A 21213-nucleotide genomic window follows, 5' to 3' on the forward strand; every position below is an offset into this window, starting at 1 on the left:
GCGATCGGCCCAGCCGACTTGCGCGCCCTTCCAGATGCGACGCTATGTCCCGCGGGTTCCATTCAGGTTTTCATGCAAGGCCAAGTTTTCCTGAAACACGCCATCAATTTGCATACAAACGAACAACAAAAAGGGCGCTGAAATCAGCGCCCTTTTGCATCTCATTGAAGCCGCTTTCGCAGCGAATGTGACCGAAGCGATTAACGCTTCGAGAACTGGAAGGACCGGCGGGCCTTGGCCTTGCCGTACTTCTTGCGCTCGACCACGCGGGAGTCGCGGGTGAGGAAGCCGCCCTTCTTGAGGACCGTGCGCAGCTCCGGCTCGAAATAGGTGAGCGCCTTGGAGATGCCGTGACGGACCGCGCCGGCCTGGCCGGACAGACCGCCGCCGGCGACGGTGCAGATCACGTCGTACTGGCCGGAACGAGCGGCCACCGAGAACGGCTGCTCGATCATCATGCGCAGCACGGGACGGGCGAAATAGACCTCGACCTCGCGCGAATTGACGGTGACCTTGCCGGCGCCCGGCTTGATCCAGACACGGGCGACCGCGTCCTTGCGCTTGCCGGTGGCATAGGCGCGGTTGAACTTGTCGACCTTCTTCTCGTGCTTGGGCGCGTCGGGCGCCGCCGCCGTCTTGAGCTGCGAGAGCTGGTCGAGCGACTGGATGGATTCGGCCATGATTATGCGGCCCTCGTGTTCTTGCGGTTCAACTTGGCGATATCGATCTTCTCGGGCGTCTGGGCCTCGTGCGGATGATCGGCGCCGCCGTAGACACGGAGGTTGCCCATCTGCACGCGACCGAGCGGACCACGGGGGATCATGCGCTCGACGGCCTTCTCGAGCACGCGCTCGGGATGCTTGCCCTCGAGGATCTGGCGCGCGGTGCGCTCCTTGACGTGGCCGACGTAACCGGTGTGCTTGTAGTAGGTCTTCTGCTCGCGCTTGCGGCCGGTGAGGACCGCATGCTGCGCGTTGATGATGATGACGTTGTCGCCGCAATCAACGTGCGGGGTGTAGGTCGGGAGGTGCTTGCCGCGCAGGCGCATGGCGACGATGGTGGCGAGACGGCCGACGACCAGACCCTTGGCGTCGATCAGCACCCACTTCTTCGTCACCTCAGCCGGCTTTGCCGAAAAGGTTTTCATGTCAGAGTTTCCGTGGACGGGGAGCATCGGCGCGAACACCGCACCGGACTGCGCGGTTTTCTAGAGAAGAGACGCGCAACGGTCAATGCCCGAAAGCGGATTTTAGGCAAGTAAAATCAATGACTTAAAAATATGGTACTAAGATACCTGCAAAAAGCTCAAGCATTTGGAATGGAATAGGTCGAAGTGACATGGGCGATCGGATCGGGCGAGGTGCCGGACAGCAGCTTGACCTCCCCGACCGCCAGGCGTTTGCCGAGCTTGAGAAGCCGGGCCTCCGCCAGCACGTCCTGCCCCGGCTGGCCCTTGCGCAGGAAGTTGATGTTGAGATTGGTGGTGACCGCGAGCCCGATCGGCCCGATCGCGGACAGCAGCACCACGTACATCGCGAAATCGGCGAGCGCCATCAGCGTCGGGCCGGACACGGTTCCACCCGGCCGCAGCATCCTTTCGCTGTAGCGCTGGCGCAAAAGGCAGGTCTGCCCGTCCGCGCTCTCGATCGTGATGTCGTCGCCGCTGAAGGCCTGGGGAAACTCGTCACGGAGAAACTGCTCGACCTCCGCCACGCTCATTTTCGCTAACGCCATGCTTCGCCTCACCCTCGCTTCACGTCCCCTGTTACATTAAGTTATCTGGGTCATCCAATTGCAATAATTCAACCGGAAACGCTTCGATGTCCGCCCAGGCCGCCCGCGCCCCCTCCCCGCAACCGCCGAACCTGCTGCGCGAGACCGTCGGCAGTATCGCGGTCCTGACGCTGAACCGACCGGCCGCGCGCAACAGCCTGTCTGAGGCGATGATCGCAGGCCTGCATGCCGAGCTCGATGCGATCCGCGACGACAAGGCGGTCCGCGGCGTCGTGATCGCCGCCAACGGCCCTGCCTTCTCCGCCGGCCACGACATGAAGGAACTGACCGCGCGCCGCACCGACCCGGATCGCGGCCGCGCCTTCTTCGCCGAGATGATGACCGCCTGCAGCGCGATGATGCAGGCGATCGTGCGCCTGCCGAAGCCCGTGGTCGCCTCCGTCCAGGGCATCGCGACCGCGGCCGGCTGCCAGATCGTGGCAAGCTGCGATCTCGCGATCGCGTCGGAAGCGGCGAGCTTCGCGACGCCCGGCGTCGACATCGGCCTGTTCTGCTCGACACCGATGGTGGCGTTGTCGCGCAACGTGCCGCGCAAGCAGGCGATGGAAATGCTGCTGACGGGCGAGCCGATTCCGGCCGCGCGCGCCCGCGAGATCGGGCTCGTCAATCACGTGGTTGCAGCGGGCACCGAGCGCGCCGCCGCGATCGCGCTGGCCGAAAAGGTCGCGCTGAAGTCGGCCTACGCCGTCAAGCTCGGCAAGGAGGCCTTCTACCGCCAGGCCGAGATGAGCCTTGCGGACGCCTATCGCTATGCGGCAGAGGTGATGACCGAGAACATGATGGCGCGCGACGCCGAGGAAGGCATCGGCGCCTTCATCGAGAAGCGCACGCCGACATGGCGGGACGAGTAATGACGGGATGAGTAGATTGTATTTATGACACCGTCATTCCGGGGCGGCTCGCAGAGCCGAACCCGGAATCTCGAGATTCCGGGTTCGATGCTACGCATCGCCCCGGAATGACGAACGAAAGAAAACGATGAACCACGACGCCTATCCCGACAATTACATCCGCGGCATCCTCAACAGCGTGAAGTCGATCGCAATGGTCGGCGCCTCGCCGGTCAATGTGCGGCCGAGCTATTTTGCGTTCAAATATCTGGCGCAGCGCGGCTATGACATGATCCCGGTCAATCCCGGCCATGTCGGCAAGGACCTGCTCGGAAAGCCGTTTGTGGCCTCGCTCTCCGACATCGGTCATCCCATCGACATGATCGACATCTTTCGCAATTCCAGCCACATCATGCCGGTGGTCGAGGAAGCCCTGACGCTCGATCCGCTGCCGAAGGTGATCTGGATGCAGCTTGGCGCCCGCGATGACGCGGCGGCGGCGAAAGCGGAATCGGTCGGTATCAAGGTCGTCATGAACCGCTGCCCCAAGATCGAATATGGCCGCCTGTCGTCCGAGATCTCCTGGATGGGCGTCAATTCGCGCACCTTGAGCTCCAAGCGCCCGCCGGCGCCGACGCAAGGCATGCGTCTATCCCTCAATCGGATGAGTGTCGGCGGCGGCGACACCGCGGCCTCCGACCGCGCTGCCAAAAACAAGACCGAGCAAAGCTGACGCAATCGCGAAGGATTCATTTCGCCGACGCGACAATGCGCAGCACGATCGTTCCGATGTGACGCGGCGCCTTGACGGCGGGCGCGGCGCCGATCAGCATGCCGCGCGATTTCAGACAAACGAGAACAGGACGCCTCAATGAGCGATCGCCTTCCGGGATTTTCAACCCTCGCCGTGCATGCCGGTGCACAGCCCGATCCCACCACCGGTGCGCGCGCGACTCCGATTTATCAAACCACGTCTTTCGTCTTCAACGACGCCGACCACGCCGCCTCGCTGTTCGGCCTGCAGGCGTTCGGCAACATCTATACCCGCATCGGCAATCCCACCAACGCCGTGCTTGAAGAGCGCGTTGCCGCGCTCGAAGGTGGCACCGCCGCGCTTGCGGTCGCCTCGGGCCACGCCGCGCAGGTCGTGATATTGCAGCAATTGCTCCAGCCCGGCGACGAGTTCATCGCCGCGCGCAAGCTCTACGGCGGCTCGATCAACCAGTTCACGCATGCGTTCAAGAGCTTTGGCTGGAACGTGGTGTGGGCCGATCCCGACGACATCGCAAGCTTCGAGCGCGCGGTGACGCCGCGCACGAAGGCCATCTTCATCGAGTCGATCGCCAATCCCGGCGGCAGCATCACCGACATCGAGGCGATCTCGACGGTCGCGCGCAAGGCGGGCGTGCCGCTGATCGTCGACAACACGCTGGCCTCGCCCTATCTGATCCGCCCGATCGATCATGGCGCCGACATCGTCGTGCACTCGCTGACGAAATTCCTGGGCGGCCACGGCAATTCGCTCGGCGGCATCATCGTCGATGCCGGCACCTTCGACTGGTCCACCGGCGGCAAATACCCGATGCTCTCGGAGCCGCGGCCCGAATATCACGGCATCCGCCTGCAGGAGACCTTTGGCAATTTCGCCTTCGCGATCGCCTGCCGCGTGCTGGGCCTGCGCGACCTCGGACCGGCGCTGTCGCCGTTCAACGCCTTCATGATCCTCACCGGCATCGAGACGCTGCCACTGCGCATGCAGAAGCACTGCGACAACGCGAAAGCGATCGCCGAATTCCTCGCCGGCCATCCGGCGGTGGCCTCGGTGAGCTATGCGGGCCTGCCGAGCGACAAGTACAACCAGCTTGCGCGGAAATACGCCCCGAAGGGCGCAGGCGCCGTGTTCACCTTCAGCCTCAAGGGCGGCTATGACGCCGGCGTCAGCCTGGTGTCGAAACTGCAGCTGTTCTCGCATCTGGCCAATGTCGGCGACACCCGCTCGCTGGTGATCCACCCGGCCTCGACCACGCACAGCCAGCTCGACGACGCCGCGAAGGTCAAGTCCGGCGCCGGCCCCGACGTTGTCCGGCTCTCGATCGGCATCGAGGACAAGGAAGATCTGATCGCCGACCTGGAACAGGCGCTGGGGGCGTAGTTTCCCGTCGTTCCGGGGCGGTGCGAAGCACCGAACCTCAGGTGCGCAATTGCGCACCGGGGAACCTCGATATTGTCTGGTCAGCTCTAGATTCCGGGTTCGGTCCTGCCGGACCGCCCCGGAATGACAGCAGCTGTTTGGGCGGCCGCAATTAACAGTCATTAACCATATCTGCCTCATACATCGTCTCTGGATCACCCCTTGATTCGGAGCCGACGATGCTGCGCTGGATGGTGCCTGCCCTTGCGGCGATGCTGACGGTCTCAGCTGCGGTTGCCGCCGACCTTCCGGCCACGCCGAAGCGGCGGGCCGCTGCGCCGCCGCAGGAGCCGCCACAAGTCTATGTCGAGACCGATCCGGATGCGCTGATCTCGCCGGCCTATGGCATTGGCAGCTACATCCGCAACCTGCCGGGCACACCGCTGCTGCCGGGATCGAACACGCTGCCGGGCTATTACGGCCGCCCCTGGGACTACGACTATCAGGGCCCGTATTACGGCGGACCGCAGGTCGGTTATTTCTGGCGACTGCCCTACGCCTGCGGCATCTACGGCTATTGCTGATCAGCCGGGCTGGCTCACCGGAACCGCGCGCGTCTGCGCTTCCGCCGGCTGCCGCGCAGCCAGCCGCTCCGTCTGCATCACCGCAAGCGCCAGCACCACGATCGCGACCGCCTGATGCGCCAGCGCGAGATCAATCGGCACCTGGTTGAGCAGCGTGAGGATGCCGAGCACAGCCTGCAGGCTCACCGCGCCTAGCACCAACAGCGCGCCGCTTACCGCGGCCCCCGCACGCGAACGCACGGCATCGAACGCATGCAGCGCCGCCAGCACGAAAAGCGCATAGGCCGTCATGCGGTGCTCGAACTGCACGGTCAGCACGTTGTCGAACATGTTGCGCCACCACGGCGTCTCGAACCACAGCCGGTCCGCCGACGGAATGAACGCACCGTCGATCTGCGGCCAGGTGTTGTAGGCGCGCCCGGCGCGCAGGCCGGCGACCAGCGCGCCGAAATAGATCTGGACGAAGGTCACGACAAGCAGCAGCACGCTGGTGAACCGCAGCCGCGCGGGCGCAATGATCTGCGGGCGCCCGGCGAGCCGCCGCACCGTCCAGACGATGCCGCCGAAGATCAGGAGCGCCAGCACCAGATGCGTCGCCAACCGGTATTGCGAGACCTCGACGCGTTCCGTCAGGCCCGAGGCCACCATCCACCAGCCGACAGCGCCCTGGAGACCGCCGAGCGCGAACAGCAGCCACAGCCGCCGCTTCAACTCACCCGACAGGCCGCCGCGCCACAGGAAGAACAGGAACGGCAGGAGATAGGCCACGCCGATGAAACGGCCAAGAAATCGGTGGCTCCACTCCCACCAGAAAATCTCCTTGAACTCCGACAGGCTCATACCCGCATTGAGCTCGCGATATTGAGGGATCTTCTTGTAGGCCTCGAACGCCTCGGTCCACTGGGTCTCCGAGAGCGGCGGAACGCTGCCCGTGACCGGCTTCCATTCGACGATCGAAAGGCCGGATTCCGTCAGCCGCGTCGCACCGCCGACCAGCACCATCAGCGCAATCAGCGCGGCCACGGAGAGCAGCCACCAGCGCACGGCGCGATGCGGCTCGGACGGGGCGGAAATCATTGTCATCTCAGAACAAAACCAGGGCTTGAACCGGACTGCGTGCCCCTTATAGTCCCCCGCTCCCGCCGCGCAAGTTACGCGAAAGCCGCAGTATTCCGCCATGACGATCCGCACTCGCAAGTTCCTCGGTGCCATCCTGCTCCTGGTGCTGGCCACCGTCTGGGCCCTGCTCGGCATGGCGCTGGCGCAGATGCCGTGGATCGCCGAATCCGGCTGGCGGCAGGCGATCTATTACGTGGTGGTCGGGATGGGCTGGGTGCTGCCGGCGATGCCGATCGTGAGTTGGATGCAGCGGCCCGACCGCGCCAAATCTAGTTCGTAGCGCTGCCCGTCGGCTTCACCGGCGCAAAGGCAACACCCGACGCCAGCACGCGCAGCATGCGCAGCGAGCGGACACGGCCGTCCCACGAAATCCGCGGCAGCGCCCGCAGATTGGTGCGCCCCTCCGCATCCACGATGCCCGGGATCGTCGAGACGGCGCTGGCAAAGCCGGCCTCCTCCGCCATCACGACGTGGGCGCGCCGGAACGAAGAGCGATCGCCGAACGGAAAGGCCAGATGCCTGATCTCGCGATCGAAGGCCGCTTCCGCCACCGCCTTGCCCATCGTCATCTCGCGCAGCGCGGCGGGGTCTTTCATGTTGGCGAGAATTGGATAGTTCACGGTCGCACTGCCGATCGTGACGAGCGGATCGGCGGCAAGCCTTGCCAGATCCTCCCAATCCATCGACGCTTCGCGCGAGAGCGCGGCGAGGTCGACCCGGTAGCGCGTGCAGAGATCGGCGATCGCAGCCGACAGCTCCGCCGGCGGCAGGGAACGCAGCCAGCTCTCGAGATGCGAGAATAGCGCCTGCTTCTCGGCATTGCCGGTAACCGTGAAGCGCTGCTCCTTCTCGCCCATCATCAGGCTGATGCGGCTCTCGCGCGCGATCACCTGTTCGAGCCCGAGCCACCAGGCCTCTCCGACTCCGTCGGGAAACGCGGTGGGCACGTAGACCGTGAAGGGCACGGCGTGGCGCGCAAGCACCGGATAGGCAAAGCTGATCAGGTCCTTGTTCGCACCATCGAAGGTGAGCCCCACGAAGCGCCGCTGATCCGGCAGCGTGACCGCGCGCCGGCAAACCTCGTCCATGCCGAGGAATTCATACTGCCACTGCTTCAGCGCGCGGATGGCGCGATCGAGAAATTGCGGACTGATCTCGCTTTCACGCAGTGGCTGGAACGCGCCGCGCCGCTTTGGCCGCACGCGTTGAAAACGCAGGATGGCGCCGGCACCGCGGCTGCGCAGCACGGCCTGGCCGGTGAACCAGGCCAGTTCGAGCCGCAACCGCTCCAGCCATCTGTCGTCGGATGCCAATATCCCACCTTCGCGTTCGCCCTATTGTCATTACCCTTTGTTGACATTTCTTTGCAAAGGTCGGCCACAGGCCGAATTACGCAAATTTTCGTTTCTCGACAGGTTTCGCGAATGACCATGGCTGCGGCGATGCAAAGCCGGACGGCAGAATCGCCAGCGCGGTCGAAAGCGAACCGTATCGCGCATGTCGATATCGTCACCGATCTGGCCGAGGCCGAGGCGGTCTGGCGCGCGTTCGAGGAGAGCGGCCACCTCTTCACGCCATACCAGCGCTTCGATCTGCTCAGCCCGTGGCAACGGCTCGTCGGCAACCATGAAGGCGCCCAGCCCTTCATCGTCATTGCCCGCGACGCCGAGCGCCAGCCGCTCCTGCTGCTGCCGCTTTCGCTGCGCCAGGCCCACGGCGTCCGCACCGCCTGCTTCATGGGCGGCAAGCACACCACCTTCAACATGGGCCTGTGGAACGCCGGGTTCGCGGCGCAGACCACCATCGCCGATCTCGATGCGCTGCTTGCGCCGCTGCGCGAGCATGCCGACGTGCTCTCGCTGACGCAGCAGCCGCTGCGCTGGCACGACCAGAACAACCCGTTCGCGCTACTGCCGCGGCAGAGTGCGATCAACGGCTGCCCGCTTCTGGCCATGGAGCCGGGCGGGCCGCCCACATCGTGGATCAGCAACTCCTTCCGCCGCCGCCTCAAGAGCAAGGAGAAGAAGCTCCAGGCGCTCGCCGGCTATCGCTATCACCGCGCCACGACGGATGCGGACGTCACCCGCCTGCTCGACTGGTTCTTCCGCGTCAAGCCGGCGCGGATGGCCGAACAGAAACTGCCCAACGTCTTTGCCGAGCCCGGCGTCGAAGCGTTCATCCGCAGCGCGTGCCTCGCGCCGCGCGGCGAAGGCCGCGTCATCGACATCCATGCGCTCGAATGCGACGACGAGGTGATCGCGATCTTCGCCGGCGTCGCCGACGGCCAGCGCTTCTCGATGATGTTCAACACCTACACGATGTCCGAGCACGCCCGCTACAGCCCCGGGCTGATCCTGATGCGCTACATCATCGACCGCTGTGCCGAAGGCGGCTACCGCTCGCTCGACCTCGGCATCGGCTCGGACGAGTACAAGCGCATGTTCTGCAAGGACGACGACGACATTTTCGACAGCTTCGTGCCCCTGACCGCGCGCGGAAAACTCGCGGCGATGGCGATGTCCTCGCTGAGCCACGGCAAACGGCTGGTGAAGCAGAACCAGATGCTGTTCGACCTGGCGCGCCGGCTGCGACAGGCGTTCGGGTAGCCCTACAAGCTCTTTAGCTCTCTCTATCCACTTGCGACGCTCTTCCCTTCTCCCCTTGTGGGAGAAGGTGGCGCGAAGCGCCGGATGAGGGGTATTTATCCGCGTGCACTCATGGCGAATGGGACTCGCGGAGAGATACCCCTCACCCGTCTCGCCGCTATGCGGCGAGCCACCCTCTCCCACAAGGGGAGAGGGTAAGAGAGATCACGCCGCCACGACGCGCGGCGGTTCCGCCGCATTCGACGGCTGCACCGGCCTGCTCAGCATGGTCACCTCACTGAAGCCGACCGCCCTCAGCTGCTCGCACATCAGCGCGCGTGCATCTGCCGCCATCGACGCATCGGGCACCACGACGGCGCGGGCATTCGCCGTCAAGAGCTCCGCCGGAAGATCCGAGGCGCTGCCGGCATCCAGCAGCACGTGGTCGTAGGCGCGGAGCAATGCGTCGATCGCGAGCGTCACCCGCGGCGATTGCAGCAGGCTGCGGTCGAAGCCGGGACGGCCGGCCATGACCAGGTGCAGCCGCGAGAGCCTGTCCCGGGTGATGACTTGCGCAAAGGACGCCTCGCCCTGCATCAGCTCGGCAATACCGGGAGCCGAGGCATCGACGGACACCGCGGCAATGGTCGGCGAGGACGCGGCGAGATCGACCACAACGACGCGCGCATCGCGCGCCAGGTGCCGGGCCAGCGTCAGCGTCGACAGCGTGATGGCTTCGCCGGCTGCGGTGCCGAGCACCGTGACCTTCTTGGCCGCTGGTCCCGCAGCGCGCAGGCTGTCGGCCAGACGCTCGATCTCGGAGAATTCGGTAACGTCGACATCGGCCGCCATCTCGGGCTGAAGCGGCGTGAGGTCTTCCACAACCGGGTCCACCATCGGTTCGACGGCCGCTTGAACCGCCGGCTGGACCACCGGCTCGACTATCGGCTCGACTATCGGCTCTTGGCGCGCCGCCGCCCGCGTTTGCACCGGCGTGAACGCAGCCACCGCGCGCGGCGCGGTCTGGCGCAGCAGCTCGCCGGTGACGACCACGCCCGACGAGAGCAGCAGCGTCGCGATCGTTGCGATCAGCACGATCGGCAGCTTCTTCGGATAGGCCGGCGTGTTCGAGACGACGGCGCGCGAGATGATGCGGCCCTCCGTCGGCGCCGTATCGATGCTCTCGCGGGTGCTGGCCTCACGATACTTCCCAAGATAGGTCTCGAGCAGGTCGCGCTGGGCCTTGGCTTCGCGCTCGAGCGCGCGGAGCTGGACGTCCTGACCGTTGGTCGAGGTCGCCTGCTTCTTGAGCTGATCGAGGCTCGCCGTCAGGCCGTCGACCCGGCCACTGGCGATCCGCGCATCGCTTTCGAGCGAGCGCGAGATCTTGGCCGCTTCGTCGCGAATTTGGTTGTCGAGGTCGCCAAGCTGCGCCTTCAGCTCCTTGATCCGCGGGTGATTGCCGAGCAGCGTGGACGACTGTTCGGCAAGCTGCGCCCGCAACGTCACCCGCTGCTCGGACAGCCGCCGCATCAGTTCGGAATTCACCACCTCGGACGCTTCGATCGGCTTGCCGCTCTGGAGCATCTCGCGGATCAACCGGGCCCTGGACTCCGCGTCGGCCTTCATCGAGCGCGCGTTGTTGAGCTGGGTATTGACCTCGCCCATCTGCTGGTTCGACAGCGTGGTGTTGTTGGTGCCGATGAACAGGCTCGATTTGGAACGGAAATCCTCGACCTTGGCTTCGGCGTCGGAAACCTTCTTGCGCAGGCTCTCGATCTCGCCCGCAAGCCACTGGCTGGCGTTCTTGGCCTGCTCCTGGCGTGCGCTCTGCTGGAGCACGAGATAGCCGTCGGCGATCGAATTGGCGACGCGCGCGGCCAGGTCCGGATCGGCAGACTGGAATTCGACCACGATGACGCGCGACTTGTCGACGGCGTAGGCCTGGAGGCGCTCGTAATAGGCGTCCAGCACGCGTTCTTCCGGCGTCATCGAGAACGGATCGCGGCCGATGCCGATCAGCGCCGCCAGTGACTTCAGCGGCGAAATGCCTTGCAGCACCGGATCGAATTCGGGCCGCTCCGCAAGCTTGTTCTTCTTGATGATCTCGCGCGCGAGATCGCGCGACAGCACGAGCTGGACCTGGCTCGTCACAGCCTCGGGGTCGAGCGCCTGCCGTTCCTCGGTGCTGCGGTCGCTGCTCGGCCGCAGGAACACGTTCTCGCGGCCGTCGATCAGGATGCGGGATTCAGACTTGTAGCGCGGCGTGATGAAATTGACGACGGCGATGGAGGCCACGAGCGCGAGCACCGTCGGCACGATGATCCAGCCGCGCTTGCGCGCAAGCGCGCCACCGAGCGCATGAAGATCGATATCGCCGGCTTCAACCGGTGCCTGCTTCGGGGCAACGGGCGCAGGCTTTGCTTCAACCTTGGGAGCAGCCTCAGCCACCTTGGCTTCGGCTTTGGGCTTCGACACCGCCCGCTCGATCACAGCCTTGTCCTTGCCGGCACGCCAGAACGCTAAACGCATCGAACACTCCCGCAGGGCAACGCTGCGACTCTACCTCAACCGGGGCGATTACACTCCATTAAGGTTGCCGCTGGGTTAATCGCGCAGTGCGGCGATCGGCGCACGCGCGCTCGTCACCGTTTGTTAACCACGAGGGCTTCTTAATCCATCTCGATATTTCGAGAATTGTTCGAGCATTCGCCGTCGAGCGCTGGTTCTGATCATGCCCCCCTCTCCCGACCGGCCGCTCCGCATCCTGCACGCCGTGCGCGCGCCCGTCGGTGGCATCTTCCGCCACATCCTCGATCTCGCCAACGGCCAGGTCGATCGCGGTCATCATGTCGGGATTCTCGCCGACAGCCTCACCGGCGGCGAGCGCGCGGACAAGGCGCTGGCCGAGCTCGCGCCGCGGCTGAAGCTCGGCGTGCATCGCCTCGCGATCCGCCGCGAACCCTCGCCTGACGATGTCCTGGTGTGGCTGCGGATGCGGCGCCTGATCGGCGAGCTCAAGCCTGACGTCATGCACGGCCACGGCGCCAAAGCCGGCGCTTTTGTCCGCATGCGGCGGCGCTCCGACGACACCATCCGCATCTACACTCCGCATGGCGGCTCGCTGCACTACCCGCTCAACACGCTCAAGGGCGAGTTCTACGCCCGGCTCGAACGCACTTTGATGGACGCGACGGACCTGTTCCTGTTCGAGAGCGCATTTGCCCGCGACACCTATCAGCGCATCGTCGGAACCCCCAATGGCGTGGTGCACTGCGTCTTCAACGGCGTGACGCCGGAGGAGTTCGAGCCCGTCATCATCGCTGAGGATGCCACCGATCTCGCCTATGTCGGCGAGTTCAGGCACATCAAGGGCGCGGATCTGCTGGTCGATGCGGTGGCGCGCCTGCACGAGGGCGGCAAGAAGGTCACGCTCACGCTCGGCGGCGACGGCGAGGAGACCGCGGCGCTGAAGGCGCAGGTCGAGAAGCTCGGCCTCTCGAACGCGATCCGCTTCATCGGTCACGCCAAGGCACGTTTCGGCTTCTCCAAGGGCCGGCTGCTGGTCGTGCCTTCGCGCGGCGATTCCATGCCCTATGTCGTGATCGAGGCTGGAGCTGCCGGCATTCCCATGATCGCGGCCCGCGTCGGCGGCATCCCAGAGATTTTCGGGCCTGAGAGCCCGGCGCTGTTTGCGGCGAGCAACGCCGAGGCCATGGCAGAAGCGATCGCGGCCGCGCTCGACGATCCGCAAGGCACCGCGCAGCGCGCCGTCTCCCTGCGCGAGCGCATCTCCGCACATTTCTCCCAGCAAGCGATGGTTGACGGCGTGCTCGCGGGTTATCGCGACGCATTTGCCAATCATTAACCATCCTTAAGACCGCTTTAGAGAATCTTCCGATTTGTCCGATAGTCGAGGTGCCAGGGGATGCTCGCCCGGGCGCAATGCTGCGCCGCGGGTTATTTGGAATGGACGTGGACGCCCGTGGAACCGCTCAACGCACGCTCGATGCTGGATGCCGCGACAAGCGCCGCGGCGAAGCCGGCTGACGAACCCTTTGTGGAGCGCCGTCGCCGGCTCTCGCCCGCCGCGCTCGAAGTCGTCAACCAGAAGGTCGCCCGCGCCTATTCGCCGATCGTCATCGCGGGCTTCGTCCGCCTGGCCGATTTCGCGCTGCTGAGCTTCGTCGGCATCGCGCTCTATGTCGGCTATGTCATGCCGCGGGCCGGCGGATTCAGCTGGGTTTACCCCGCGGAAATCGTCGCCGTCGCGGGCGCCGCCGTGGTCTGCTTCCAGGCCGCCGACATGTATCAGGTGCAGCTGTTCCGCGACCAGCTCCGGCAGATGACGCGGATGATCTCGTCCTGGTCGTTCGTCTTCCTGCTGTTCATCGGCGCATCCTTCTTCGCCAAGTTCGGCAGCGAGATGTCGCGGCTGTGGCTTGCCGCCTTCTACTTCCTCGGGCTCGCCGCGCTCATCGCCGAACGTCTGGTGCTGCGCTCGCTGGTGCGCACCTGGGCACGCCAGGGCCGGCTCGACCGCCGCACCATCATCGTCGGCTCCGACAGCAATGGCGAGCAGCTGGTCGAGGCGCTGAACGCCCAGGAGGATTCCGACATCCACGTGCTGGGCGTGTTCGACGACCGCAACGACAGCCGCGCGCTCGATACCTGCGCCGGCGCGCGCAAGCTCGGCAAGGTCGACGACATCGTCGAATTCGCCCGCCGCACCCGGGTCGATCTGGTGCTGTTCGCGCTGCCAATTTCGGCGGAGACGCGCATCCTGGAGATGCTGAAGAAGCTCTGGGTGCTGCCGGTCGACATCCGCCTCTCGGCGCATACCAACAAGCTGCGTTTCCGTCCCCGCTCCTATTCCTATCTCGGCGAGGTGCCGACGCTCGACGTGTTCGAGGCGCCGATCACCGACTGGGACCTCGTGATGAAGTGGCTGTTCGACCGCATCGTCGGCGGCGTTGCGCTGCTCGCAGCCCTGCCGGTGATGGGATTGGTGGCGCTGGCGGTGAAGCTCGACAGCCCCGGCCCCGTGCTGTTCCGCCAAAAGCGTTTCGGCTTCAACAACGAGCGCATCGACGTCTACAAATTCCGTTCGATGTACCACCACCAGGCCGACCCGACCGCCTCCAAGGTCGTGACCAAGAACGATCCGCGCGTCACCCGCGTCGGCCGCTTCATCCGCAAGACCAGCCTCGACGAGCTGCCGCAGCTCTTCAACGTGGTGTTCTCCGGCAACCTGTCCCTGGTCGGCCCGCGTCCGCACGCCGTGCAGGGCAAGCTCCAGAGCCGCCTGTTCGACGAAGCCGTCGACGGCTACTTCGCCCGCCACCGCGTCAAGCCCGGCATCACCGGCTGGGCCCAGATCAACGGCTGGCGCGGTGAGATCGACAATGAAGAGAAGATCCAGAAGCGCGTCGAGTTCGACCTCTATTACATCGAGAACTGGTCGGTGCTGTTTGACCTCGTCATTCTCCTGCAGACGCCGATCTCGCTGCTGACCAAGAACGAGAACGCGTATTGAGTTGAGTTTCTCCGTCATGCCCCGGCTTGACCGGGGCATCCAGTACTCCGCAGCGGCAGCCGTTTTCCGCAACGCGCGCCGCGGAATACTGGATCGCCCGGTCAAGCCGGGCGATGACAGCGGTGTTTGTAGCGTACGAGTAGCGTGAGCGTGTGATGGCGTATGCGGCGACAGCCGGTGGAGTGAACGTTGCCGCGCCGGCTGCGCCCGGCGTGCTGGCCATCCAGCGCGCGCTGGTGTGGCTGGTCGGCGCCTCCGGCGCCATCGTCTTCATCGAACCGAGCCCCTACGAGATTGTGACACTGCTGGCCGCCGTCACCTTCTTCGCGACCGGCCTGCGCCTGCGGCTCGTGCTGATGCCGCTGATCCTGATGCTGGTCCTGCTCAATGTCGGCTACACCATCAGCGCGGTCCCGCTGTTCGAACAGTCCGAGGTGGTGAGCTGGATCGCGACCTCCTGGTACATGGCGATCACCGTGGTTTTCTTCGCCATGGTCACGTCCGAGGACACCGCGGCCCGGCTCGACATGCTCCGCCGCGGTCTCGTGGCCGGCGCGATGGTCGCCTCACTGTCGGCGGTCGCCGGCTACTTCCACCTGGTTCCCGGCGGAAACGACCTGCTCACGCTGTACGGACGCGCGCGCGGCACGTTCAAGGACCCGAACGTGCTCGGCGCCTTCCTGATCCTGCCGGCGCTGTTCGCGCTCCAGAGCGTGGTCTCGGACAAGCTGGCCAAGGCCTTCCGCAACGTCATCGCCTTCGGCATCATGTCGCTGGCAATCCTGCTCGCCTTTTCCCGCGCCGCCTGGGGTGGCCTGGTGCTGACGTCGGCTTTCATGCTGGCGCTGATGGTGCTGACCAGCCGCACCAACGCGCAGCGCTCGCGCATCGTCATCATGGCGATCGTCGCCGCCGTGCTGGGATTGGCGCTGATCGCCGTGCTGCTGTCATTCGATTCCACCGCCGAGATGTTCAAGCAGCGCGCCAGCTTCGACCAGAGCTATGACGAAGGCCGCTTCGGCCGCTTCGGCCGGCACATCCTCGGCGCCGAGATGGCGCTCGACCTGCCGTTCGGGATCGGCCCCTTGCAGTTCCACCGCTACTTCCCCGAGGACACCCACAACTCCTACCTCAACGCCTTCATGTCCGGCGGCTGGCTCTCCGGCATGTGCTATCCCGCGCTGGTCTTCACCACCGTCATCATGGGCTTCCGGCACATCTTCGTCCGCGTGCCCTGGCAGCGCGCCTATCTCGCGATCTTCTCCGCCTTCGTCGGCACCGTCGGCGAAAGTTTCGTGATCGACACCGACCACTGGCGCCACTTCTGGATGATGCTGGGCGCGATGTGGGGCATGATCGCAGCCGCGCAAATCTACAAGACAGACATTACCGTTCCGATGGAATCGGAACGGTAATGTCTGTTTCTTGTTTTGTTTTGACGCGTTTTCTTGACGCGAACCGGTATCCACTTCGCTTGAAAACGCTCTAGCGACGAAGCTTCTTCAGCTTGAGATCGGGACGTTTCTCCGGCGGCGTGTCGAGCAGGCCCTTCAACGCCTCGGTCGCAGCAAGCACCCCCTTGTAGCCCTCGGTCGCAAAGCGCAGCAGCAGGCGCAGCTCCTGGTCGGAATAGGCGCCAAACACCTTCTCCATCGCCTGCTGCATCGGCACGTAGAGCTGGCCGATCTTCATCGCCTGCTCCGGCACGACGGAAATGAAGACCTTGCGGCGGTCTTTCTCGTCCCGCTCGCGGCGCACGAGGCCAGCCTTCTCGAGCCGGTCGATCACGCCGGTGATGGCGCCCGTCGTCAACCCCGTGACCTCGGCAAGCCGGCCCGCGGTGACACGGCCCTCGAGATAGAGGATGTCCATGCATTCGAGGTCGGAATTGGCAATTCCGGCAACGTTCGCAACGGTTTGGCCATAGAGCACGCCCTGCGCCGACGACCTGCGCATCGCCTCTTCCAATTCGCCCAGCAATGCCGTGCGTGCCTTCGTCCTTGACAAGGCTCACCTCATATCTTAGTCGATATATATCTTAGTCACTAAGAGATTTAGCGACCGTAATTTCTCCTAGCACCACGGAAACGTCGGGAGCAAGCCATGTCCTACCGTCCCCGCAAGGCCCTGATCATCGGCGCCGGCATCGCCGGGCCCGTCACCGCGATCCTGCTGCGCCGCGCCGGCATCGAGTCCGCGATCTACGAGGCCTGGCCCTATTCGAAGGGTATCGGCGGCGGTCTTCAGATCGCGCCGAACGGCATGCATGTGCTGGACGAGATCGGTCTTGCGAACGAGTTGATCAGCCGCGGCTCGATCGCGGAGTCCTTCGACTTCTATTCGCAGGGCGGCGAGCGGCTCGGCTCGATCAACCGCGACATGGCGCGGCGCTTCGGCCAGCCGGCCGTCAACGTCTGCCGCGCCACGCTGAATGAGATCCTGATCGACAAGGCCTGGTGCGCCTGCGTCTCGCTCTATTTCGAAAAGCGCCTGATCAAGATCGAGGACCGCGGCGACCAGCAGATCATCGCTTACTTCGCCGACGGCACCACCGCCGAGGGCGACTTCCTGATCGGCGCCGACGGCGTGCACTCGGTCGTGCGCCGCCAGGTCGTGCCGGACGGTCCGCAACCGTTCGACACCGGACTGATCGGGTTCGGCGGTTTCGTGCCGCACGCCGTCCTCGACGGCCGGCCGATCGGCCGGCACGTCGAGACCACGTTCGGCAAGAGCGGCTTCTTCGGCTACGGCTATTGCAGCCCGGATCCGAACGACGGCGTGATGTGGTGGAGCACGCAGCCCGCGCGCGGCATGGACGCGGCGACGTTCCGCGCCCTCGACCACGCGACGCTGAAGCAGCATCTGCGCGGTTTTCATCGCGGCTGGCGCGATCCGATCCCCGATATCATCGAAGCGGCCGAGAACATCGTGGTCACCGACACGCTCGACGTCGCGACCTTGCCGACCTGGTCGCGCAAGCGTTCGCTGCTGATCGGCGATGCCGCGCATGCGACCAGCCCCCACGCGGGCCAGGGCGCTTCGCTCGCGCTCGAGGATGCAATGCGGCTCGCGCGGCTGATACAGGAGGGCCAGGAGCTCGGCGCCACCTTCCAGGCCTTCGAGGCCGAGCGGCGCCCGCGCGCCGAGAAGATCGTCGCCATCGCGCGCCGTAACGGAAACAGCAAGCGCGAATTCAGCGCCACCGGCGCATGGGTCCGCAATCAGATGATGAAATGGCTGTTGCCGCTCGGCGCAAAGGGCATGGATTTCATGTACGCGTATGACGCGCGGGCGGCGTGAGGCAATCTCAGCGTCATCGCCCGCGAAGGCGGGCGATCCAGTACGCCGCGACCTCTCGATTCAACAACGACTGTCTCTGGAATACTGGCTCGCCCGGTCAAGCCGGGCGACGACACCGTCATTTAGACGCGCAAATGCGCCTAGCCTTCCACCTCAAACCTCAGCCCGGCGTGATCGACCAGCCGCTTGATCAGCTTGTGCTGCATCGCTGCACCGGGCGTCCAGAGACCGGCCGGGACATCCGGCGTATCGCGCAACAGGCAGAGTGCGCACTCGGAGATCATCTTCGCCGTTGACGCATATCCGGGATCGAGATCGCCCTTGACCGCCGCGCGAACCTGACGGCCATCGGACGCGATCGCGATATAGAGCAGGTCGTAATGACCGTTATCCCGCTCTTCCTTCGATGGTCCCTCGCCAGGCTTGAGCGCTTCAGGACCAGTCTTTTCGCTGTTGGCGGCCATGACCAGCTTGGCATTGGCGTGCCCTTCGTCCCCAGCCCCCGTCAGCACCATCTCGTCGTAGATGAAATCCCTGCCATAGGGGAATCCCATCAGCATGTTGGAGCGATGGACGTTGCGCGTATTGAGCGTCGCCATCGCGAACGGAGCGGACCAGGACTGCAGGTCCTCCTCGAAAACAGGCTTGTTGCCGCGCGGTTGCTTCGGCCCTTCGAAGCCGGGCGTGAAGGCGAAGGGATCCTTGAGGATCGACACCAGGCTGAGATCCTGCGCAACCGCTGCGAAGGTGACCCTGGCGCTCGCCGAGGTGCCGCCGGAGAACTTCCAACTGAGGTCGCGGACGCGCCCCTTGACGCGCGGCGCCGGCGCCCCGAACACGCGCCGGGCTTCCTCCTGCACGAAGAACGCTCCGAGTTCGAACGGGATTGAATCGAAGCCGCAGGAGAACAGGATGCGCGCGCCGCTCGCCTTGGCGGCCGCCTCATGCCGGTCGATCATCTGCTTCAGCCAGATCGGCTCGCCGCAGAGATCGATGTAGTCGGTGCCAGATGCGACGCAGGCGGCAAGCAGATCGGAGCCATAAAGCTGGTATGGACCGACCGTGGTGACGATCAGCTTCGCCTGATCGACCATCGCGCGTAACGATGCAGGATCGGCGGCGTCCGCAACAATGAGCGGCGTGTCCGCGGGCGCACCTATCGCATCGCGAACGGATGCGAGCTTGTCTCTGCTGCGCCCCGCCATCGCCCATGTCGGCGCACCATCACCGACGTAGTGCGCGGCGAGATACTCGGCGACGAGCTGGCCTGTGTATCCGGTTGCGCCGTAGACGACGATGTCGAACTTCGCGGACACGGATCAGTGGGCCTTATGCTTCCACCGCGAACGTCAACCCCGCATTGTCACGCAGCCGCTTGATCAGCTTGTGCTGCATCGCTGCGCCCGGCGTCCAGAAGCCGGCGGCGACATCCGTCACGTCGCGCAGCATGCAGATCGCGCATTCGGAGATCATCTTCGAGGTCGAGCCGTAGCCGGGATCGCGGTCGCCGGTGACACCGGCGCGGACCGCACGGCCGTCGGGCGCGATCGCGACATAAAGCAGATTGAAGAGCCCGTTCTCCCGCTCTTCCTTCGAGGGCCCCTCGCCCGGCTTCGGCGCGCTCGGGCCGGTCTTTTCGGAGTTGGCCGCCATCACGCGCTTCGCGTTGGCCTCGCCCTTCTCGCCGGGACCGGTCAAAACCATCTCGTCGTAGACGAAGTCCTGGCCGTAGGGAAAGCCCATCAGCATGTTGGAGCGATGGACGTTGCGGGTGTTGATCAGCGCCATCATGAACGGCGCGGCCCAGGATTGCAGGTCCTCCTCGAGCACCGACCTGTTGCCCTTCGGCTGCTTCGGACCAGTGAAGCCCGGCGTCAGCGCGAACGGATCGTTCAGGATCGCTACGAGGCTGATGTCCTTGGCGACCGCATCGAAGGTTGCCTTCGCGCTCGCGGCGGTGCCGCCCGACAGCGTGCCGCGCATGTCGCGCACGCGGCCCTTTACGCGCGCGGCCGGCGCGCCGAACACACGCTTGGCCTCTTCCTGCACGAAGAACGCACCGAGCTCGAACGGCACGGAATCGAAACCACACGAGAACACGATGCGCGCACCGCTCTCCTTGGCCGCGGCCTCGTACTTGTCGATCATCTGCCGCATCCAGATCGGCTCGCCGCAGAGATCGAAATAATCGGTCCCGGTGGCGACGCAGGCCGCAAGCAGTTCCTCGCCGTAGAGCTGATACGGACCGACCGTCGTGATCACCGACATCGTCTGCTCCGCCATCGCCTTCAGCGAGGCCGCGTCGGACGCATCCGCCACGATCAGCGGCGTATTCCCTGGCGCGCCGATCGCATCGCGCACCGCCTTCAGCTTGCCGAGACTACGGCCCGCCATCGCCCATTTGAGCTGTTTGTCGCTCTTGTAATGCGCCGTCAGATACTCGGCGACGAGCTGGCCGGTGAAACCGGTCGCGCCGTAGACAACGATGTCGAATTTCGCAGAGCTCATGGTCGGCCTTTACTTCTTCGCGTAACTCACGCCCATGCCGGCGCGGACGTCGCTTTGAATACCATAGGGCGGGATCGGATAGCGCAGGCCGTTTTTGGCCAGCGCCTTCATGCCCTCGATCGCCTTGGCGAGATGCGAGGGCTTCAAGGCCATCAGCATCTCCTCGTGCGGCACGCCGCCATAGCGCCGTTCGGCATAGCATGGCAAGGACAGGCTGGGCTCCCCGGACTTGAGCGCCCGCCCCCAGGAATCCGCACAGGCGGTCTCACCGACGACGCCCCATTCGAATTTCTTGTAGCCGGTATATTGCAGCCCGTTGATCAGGATGATCATCTGCCCTGGCGTTGCATAGACGAGGCAGATATCGGGCGGATCGAGCCGGCCGCTCGCGAGCGGACTGACCGCAAGCGCCTGATACCGCCCGAACGGAACCACGTCGAGCGCCTCCTGGCGTTTGCGCGCGTCCTCGGCGGTGCCGTGCCAGACCCCGACATAGTTTTCGCCGGCGAGCCATTTTTCATCCTGCGGCGCAAGCCCGATCACCGCGCGGCACTGCGCACCGACAAGATCATCGGCGGTGATGCCGACCGTCCAGCCCAAACGTGCAGCCATGCTGACGATCTGGTCGGTGGTGTGGACCGCGTTCGGGCGCCGGATCTTCGGGATCGCTTCCATGTCGGCGGCATGCGCGAACAGCTTCATGCCGATCACGGTCGTTTTCAGCCGCAGCAGGCTGTTGAGATCGGCGACGAGACCGGCAAGATCGATCCTGTCTGCGCTCTGCTGTTGCATGGCGTCCTCCCGACCGGCGATCGCGCGCCGGTAT

21 protein-coding genes are annotated in these 21213 nt (G+C 65.0%); 10 read left to right on the forward strand and 11 right to left on the reverse strand.

What is annotated here, in order from left to right; all coding sequences use genetic code 11:
- Positions 1–200 precede the first annotated feature (200 nt).
- The 3 genes from rpsI to NLM15_RS25270 all read right to left on the reverse strand — a co-directional run bounded on the left by rpsI (position 201) and on the right by NLM15_RS25270 (position 1734).
- Entirely contained in the window at positions 201–680 is a 480-nt protein-coding gene (gene rpsI, locus NLM15_RS25260) for a 30S ribosomal protein S9 (protein WP_007611021.1), read from the reverse strand.
- Between the two features lie 2 nt (positions 681–682).
- Positions 683–1147, reverse strand: coding sequence for a 50S ribosomal protein L13 (gene rplM / locus NLM15_RS25265; RefSeq protein WP_008137961.1), 465 nt, complete (start codon positions 1145–1147; stop codon positions 683–685).
- A gap of 158 nt (positions 1148–1305) precedes the next feature.
- Positions 1306–1734 (reverse strand): PaaI family thioesterase, encoded by a 429-nt coding sequence (locus NLM15_RS25270; RefSeq protein WP_254120156.1) that lies wholly within the window; start codon positions 1732–1734, stop codon positions 1306–1308.
- Positions 1735–1820: 86 nt separating this feature from the next.
- Here NLM15_RS25270 and NLM15_RS25275 point away from each other — a divergent pair, with 86 nt between their 5' ends.
- Both NLM15_RS25275 and NLM15_RS25280 read left to right on the forward strand, forming a co-directional pair.
- On the forward strand, positions 1821–2645 hold the full coding sequence (locus tag NLM15_RS25275) for an enoyl-CoA hydratase (protein WP_254120157.1): 825 nt from the start codon (positions 1821–1823) through the stop codon (positions 2643–2645).
- A 127-nt stretch (positions 2646–2772) separates the two neighbouring features.
- On the forward strand, positions 2773–3357 hold the full coding sequence (locus NLM15_RS25280; protein WP_254120158.1) for a CoA-binding protein: 585 nt from the start codon (positions 2773–2775) through the stop codon (positions 3355–3357).
- 16 nt (positions 3358–3373) lie between these two features.
- Here NLM15_RS25280 and NLM15_RS43555 read toward each other — a convergent pair whose 3' ends face one another.
- The gene (locus tag NLM15_RS43555) at positions 3374–3496 is read right to left on the reverse strand and encodes a hypothetical protein (RefSeq protein ID WP_256565492.1); all 123 of its coding nucleotides are present in this window, start codon (positions 3494–3496) and stop codon (positions 3374–3376) included.
- Here NLM15_RS43555 and NLM15_RS25285 point away from each other — a divergent pair.
- Positions 3496–4776, forward strand: coding sequence for an O-acetylhomoserine aminocarboxypropyltransferase (locus NLM15_RS25285; protein WP_254120159.1), 1281 nt, complete (start codon positions 3496–3498; stop codon positions 4774–4776). The two genes, NLM15_RS43555 and NLM15_RS25285, sit on opposite strands and share 1 nt — an antisense overlap.
- Before the next feature lie 218 nt (positions 4777–4994).
- Positions 4995–5339, forward strand: a complete 345-nt coding sequence (locus NLM15_RS25290) for a hypothetical protein (RefSeq protein WP_254120160.1) — start codon at positions 4995–4997, stop codon at positions 5337–5339.
- On the opposite strand, the gene NLM15_RS25295 is transcribed toward NLM15_RS25290, so the two are convergent.
- Complete coding sequence (locus NLM15_RS25295; RefSeq protein ID WP_254120161.1) at positions 5340–6422, reverse strand: COX15/CtaA family protein; 1083 nt, start codon at positions 6420–6422, stop codon at positions 5340–5342.
- Positions 6423–6516: 94 nt separating this feature from the next.
- Between NLM15_RS25295 and NLM15_RS25300 the strand changes: the two genes are divergently transcribed.
- The gene (locus NLM15_RS25300) at positions 6517–6738 is read left to right on the forward strand and encodes a DUF2842 domain-containing protein (protein ID WP_027529931.1); all 222 of its coding nucleotides are present in this window, start codon (positions 6517–6519) and stop codon (positions 6736–6738) included.
- Here the strand turns inward: NLM15_RS25300 and NLM15_RS25305 are convergent.
- The gene (locus NLM15_RS25305; RefSeq protein ID WP_254120162.1) at positions 6728–7771 is read right to left on the reverse strand and encodes a polysaccharide deacetylase family protein; all 1044 of its coding nucleotides are present in this window, start codon (positions 7769–7771) and stop codon (positions 6728–6730) included. The genes NLM15_RS25300 and NLM15_RS25305 overlap by 11 nt on opposite strands.
- Before the next feature lie 111 nt (positions 7772–7882).
- Between NLM15_RS25305 and NLM15_RS25310 the strand changes: the two genes are divergently transcribed.
- A complete protein-coding gene (locus NLM15_RS25310) occupies positions 7883–9064 on the forward strand; it encodes a GNAT family N-acetyltransferase (RefSeq protein ID WP_254120163.1) in 1182 nt (393 codons plus the stop codon).
- A 204-nt stretch (positions 9065–9268) separates the two neighbouring features.
- Here NLM15_RS25310 and NLM15_RS25315 read toward each other — a convergent pair whose 3' ends face one another.
- Positions 9269–11575, reverse strand: coding sequence for an exopolysaccharide transport family protein (locus NLM15_RS25315; protein WP_254120164.1), 2307 nt, complete (start codon positions 11573–11575; stop codon positions 9269–9271).
- 202 nt (positions 11576–11777) lie between these two features.
- On the opposite strand from NLM15_RS25315, the gene NLM15_RS25320 reads away from it, so the two are divergent.
- The 3 genes from NLM15_RS25320 to NLM15_RS25330 all read left to right on the forward strand — a co-directional run bounded on the left by NLM15_RS25320 (position 11778) and on the right by NLM15_RS25330 (position 15994).
- Positions 11778–12911, forward strand: a complete 1134-nt coding sequence (locus tag NLM15_RS25320) for a glycosyltransferase family 4 protein (RefSeq protein ID WP_254120165.1) — start codon at positions 11778–11780, stop codon at positions 12909–12911.
- A gap of 117 nt (positions 12912–13028) precedes the next feature.
- Positions 13029–14579, forward strand: coding sequence for an undecaprenyl-phosphate glucose phosphotransferase (locus NLM15_RS25325; protein ID WP_254120166.1), 1551 nt, complete (start codon positions 13029–13031; stop codon positions 14577–14579).
- A gap of 155 nt (positions 14580–14734) precedes the next feature.
- On the forward strand, positions 14735–15994 hold the full coding sequence (locus tag NLM15_RS25330; protein WP_254120167.1) for an O-antigen ligase: 1260 nt from the start codon (positions 14735–14737) through the stop codon (positions 15992–15994).
- 70 nt (positions 15995–16064) lie between these two features.
- Here NLM15_RS25330 and NLM15_RS25335 read toward each other — a convergent pair whose 3' ends face one another.
- Entirely contained in the window at positions 16065–16535 is a 471-nt protein-coding gene (locus NLM15_RS25335) for a MarR family transcriptional regulator (protein ID WP_254124404.1), read from the reverse strand.
- 147 nt (positions 16536–16682) lie between these two features.
- On the opposite strand from NLM15_RS25335, the gene NLM15_RS25340 reads away from it, so the two are divergent.
- The gene (locus NLM15_RS25340; RefSeq protein WP_254120168.1) at positions 16683–17879 is read left to right on the forward strand and encodes an FAD-dependent monooxygenase; all 1197 of its coding nucleotides are present in this window, start codon (positions 16683–16685) and stop codon (positions 17877–17879) included.
- A 140-nt stretch (positions 17880–18019) separates the two neighbouring features.
- On the opposite strand, the gene NLM15_RS25345 is transcribed toward NLM15_RS25340, so the two are convergent.
- The 3 genes from NLM15_RS25345 to NLM15_RS25355 are packed head-to-tail and all read right to left on the reverse strand — an operon-like array spanning position 18020 to position 21179.
- Complete coding sequence (locus NLM15_RS25345; RefSeq protein WP_254120169.1) at positions 18020–19195, reverse strand: trans-acting enoyl reductase family protein; 1176 nt, start codon at positions 19193–19195, stop codon at positions 18020–18022.
- 13 nt (positions 19196–19208) lie between these two features.
- Complete coding sequence (locus NLM15_RS25350) at positions 19209–20387, reverse strand: trans-acting enoyl reductase family protein (RefSeq protein WP_254120170.1); 1179 nt, start codon at positions 20385–20387, stop codon at positions 19209–19211.
- A 9-nt stretch (positions 20388–20396) separates the two neighbouring features.
- Positions 20397–21179 carry a DUF169 domain-containing protein gene (locus NLM15_RS25355; protein WP_254120171.1) on the reverse strand — a complete coding sequence of 261 codons (783 nt, stop codon included), beginning with the start codon at positions 21177–21179 and terminating at the stop codon, positions 20397–20399.
- Positions 21180–21213 lie beyond the last annotated feature (34 nt).

The organism is Bradyrhizobium sp. CCGB20 (assembly GCF_024199855.1).
Taxonomy (GTDB): domain Bacteria; phylum Pseudomonadota; class Alphaproteobacteria; order Rhizobiales; family Xanthobacteraceae; genus Bradyrhizobium.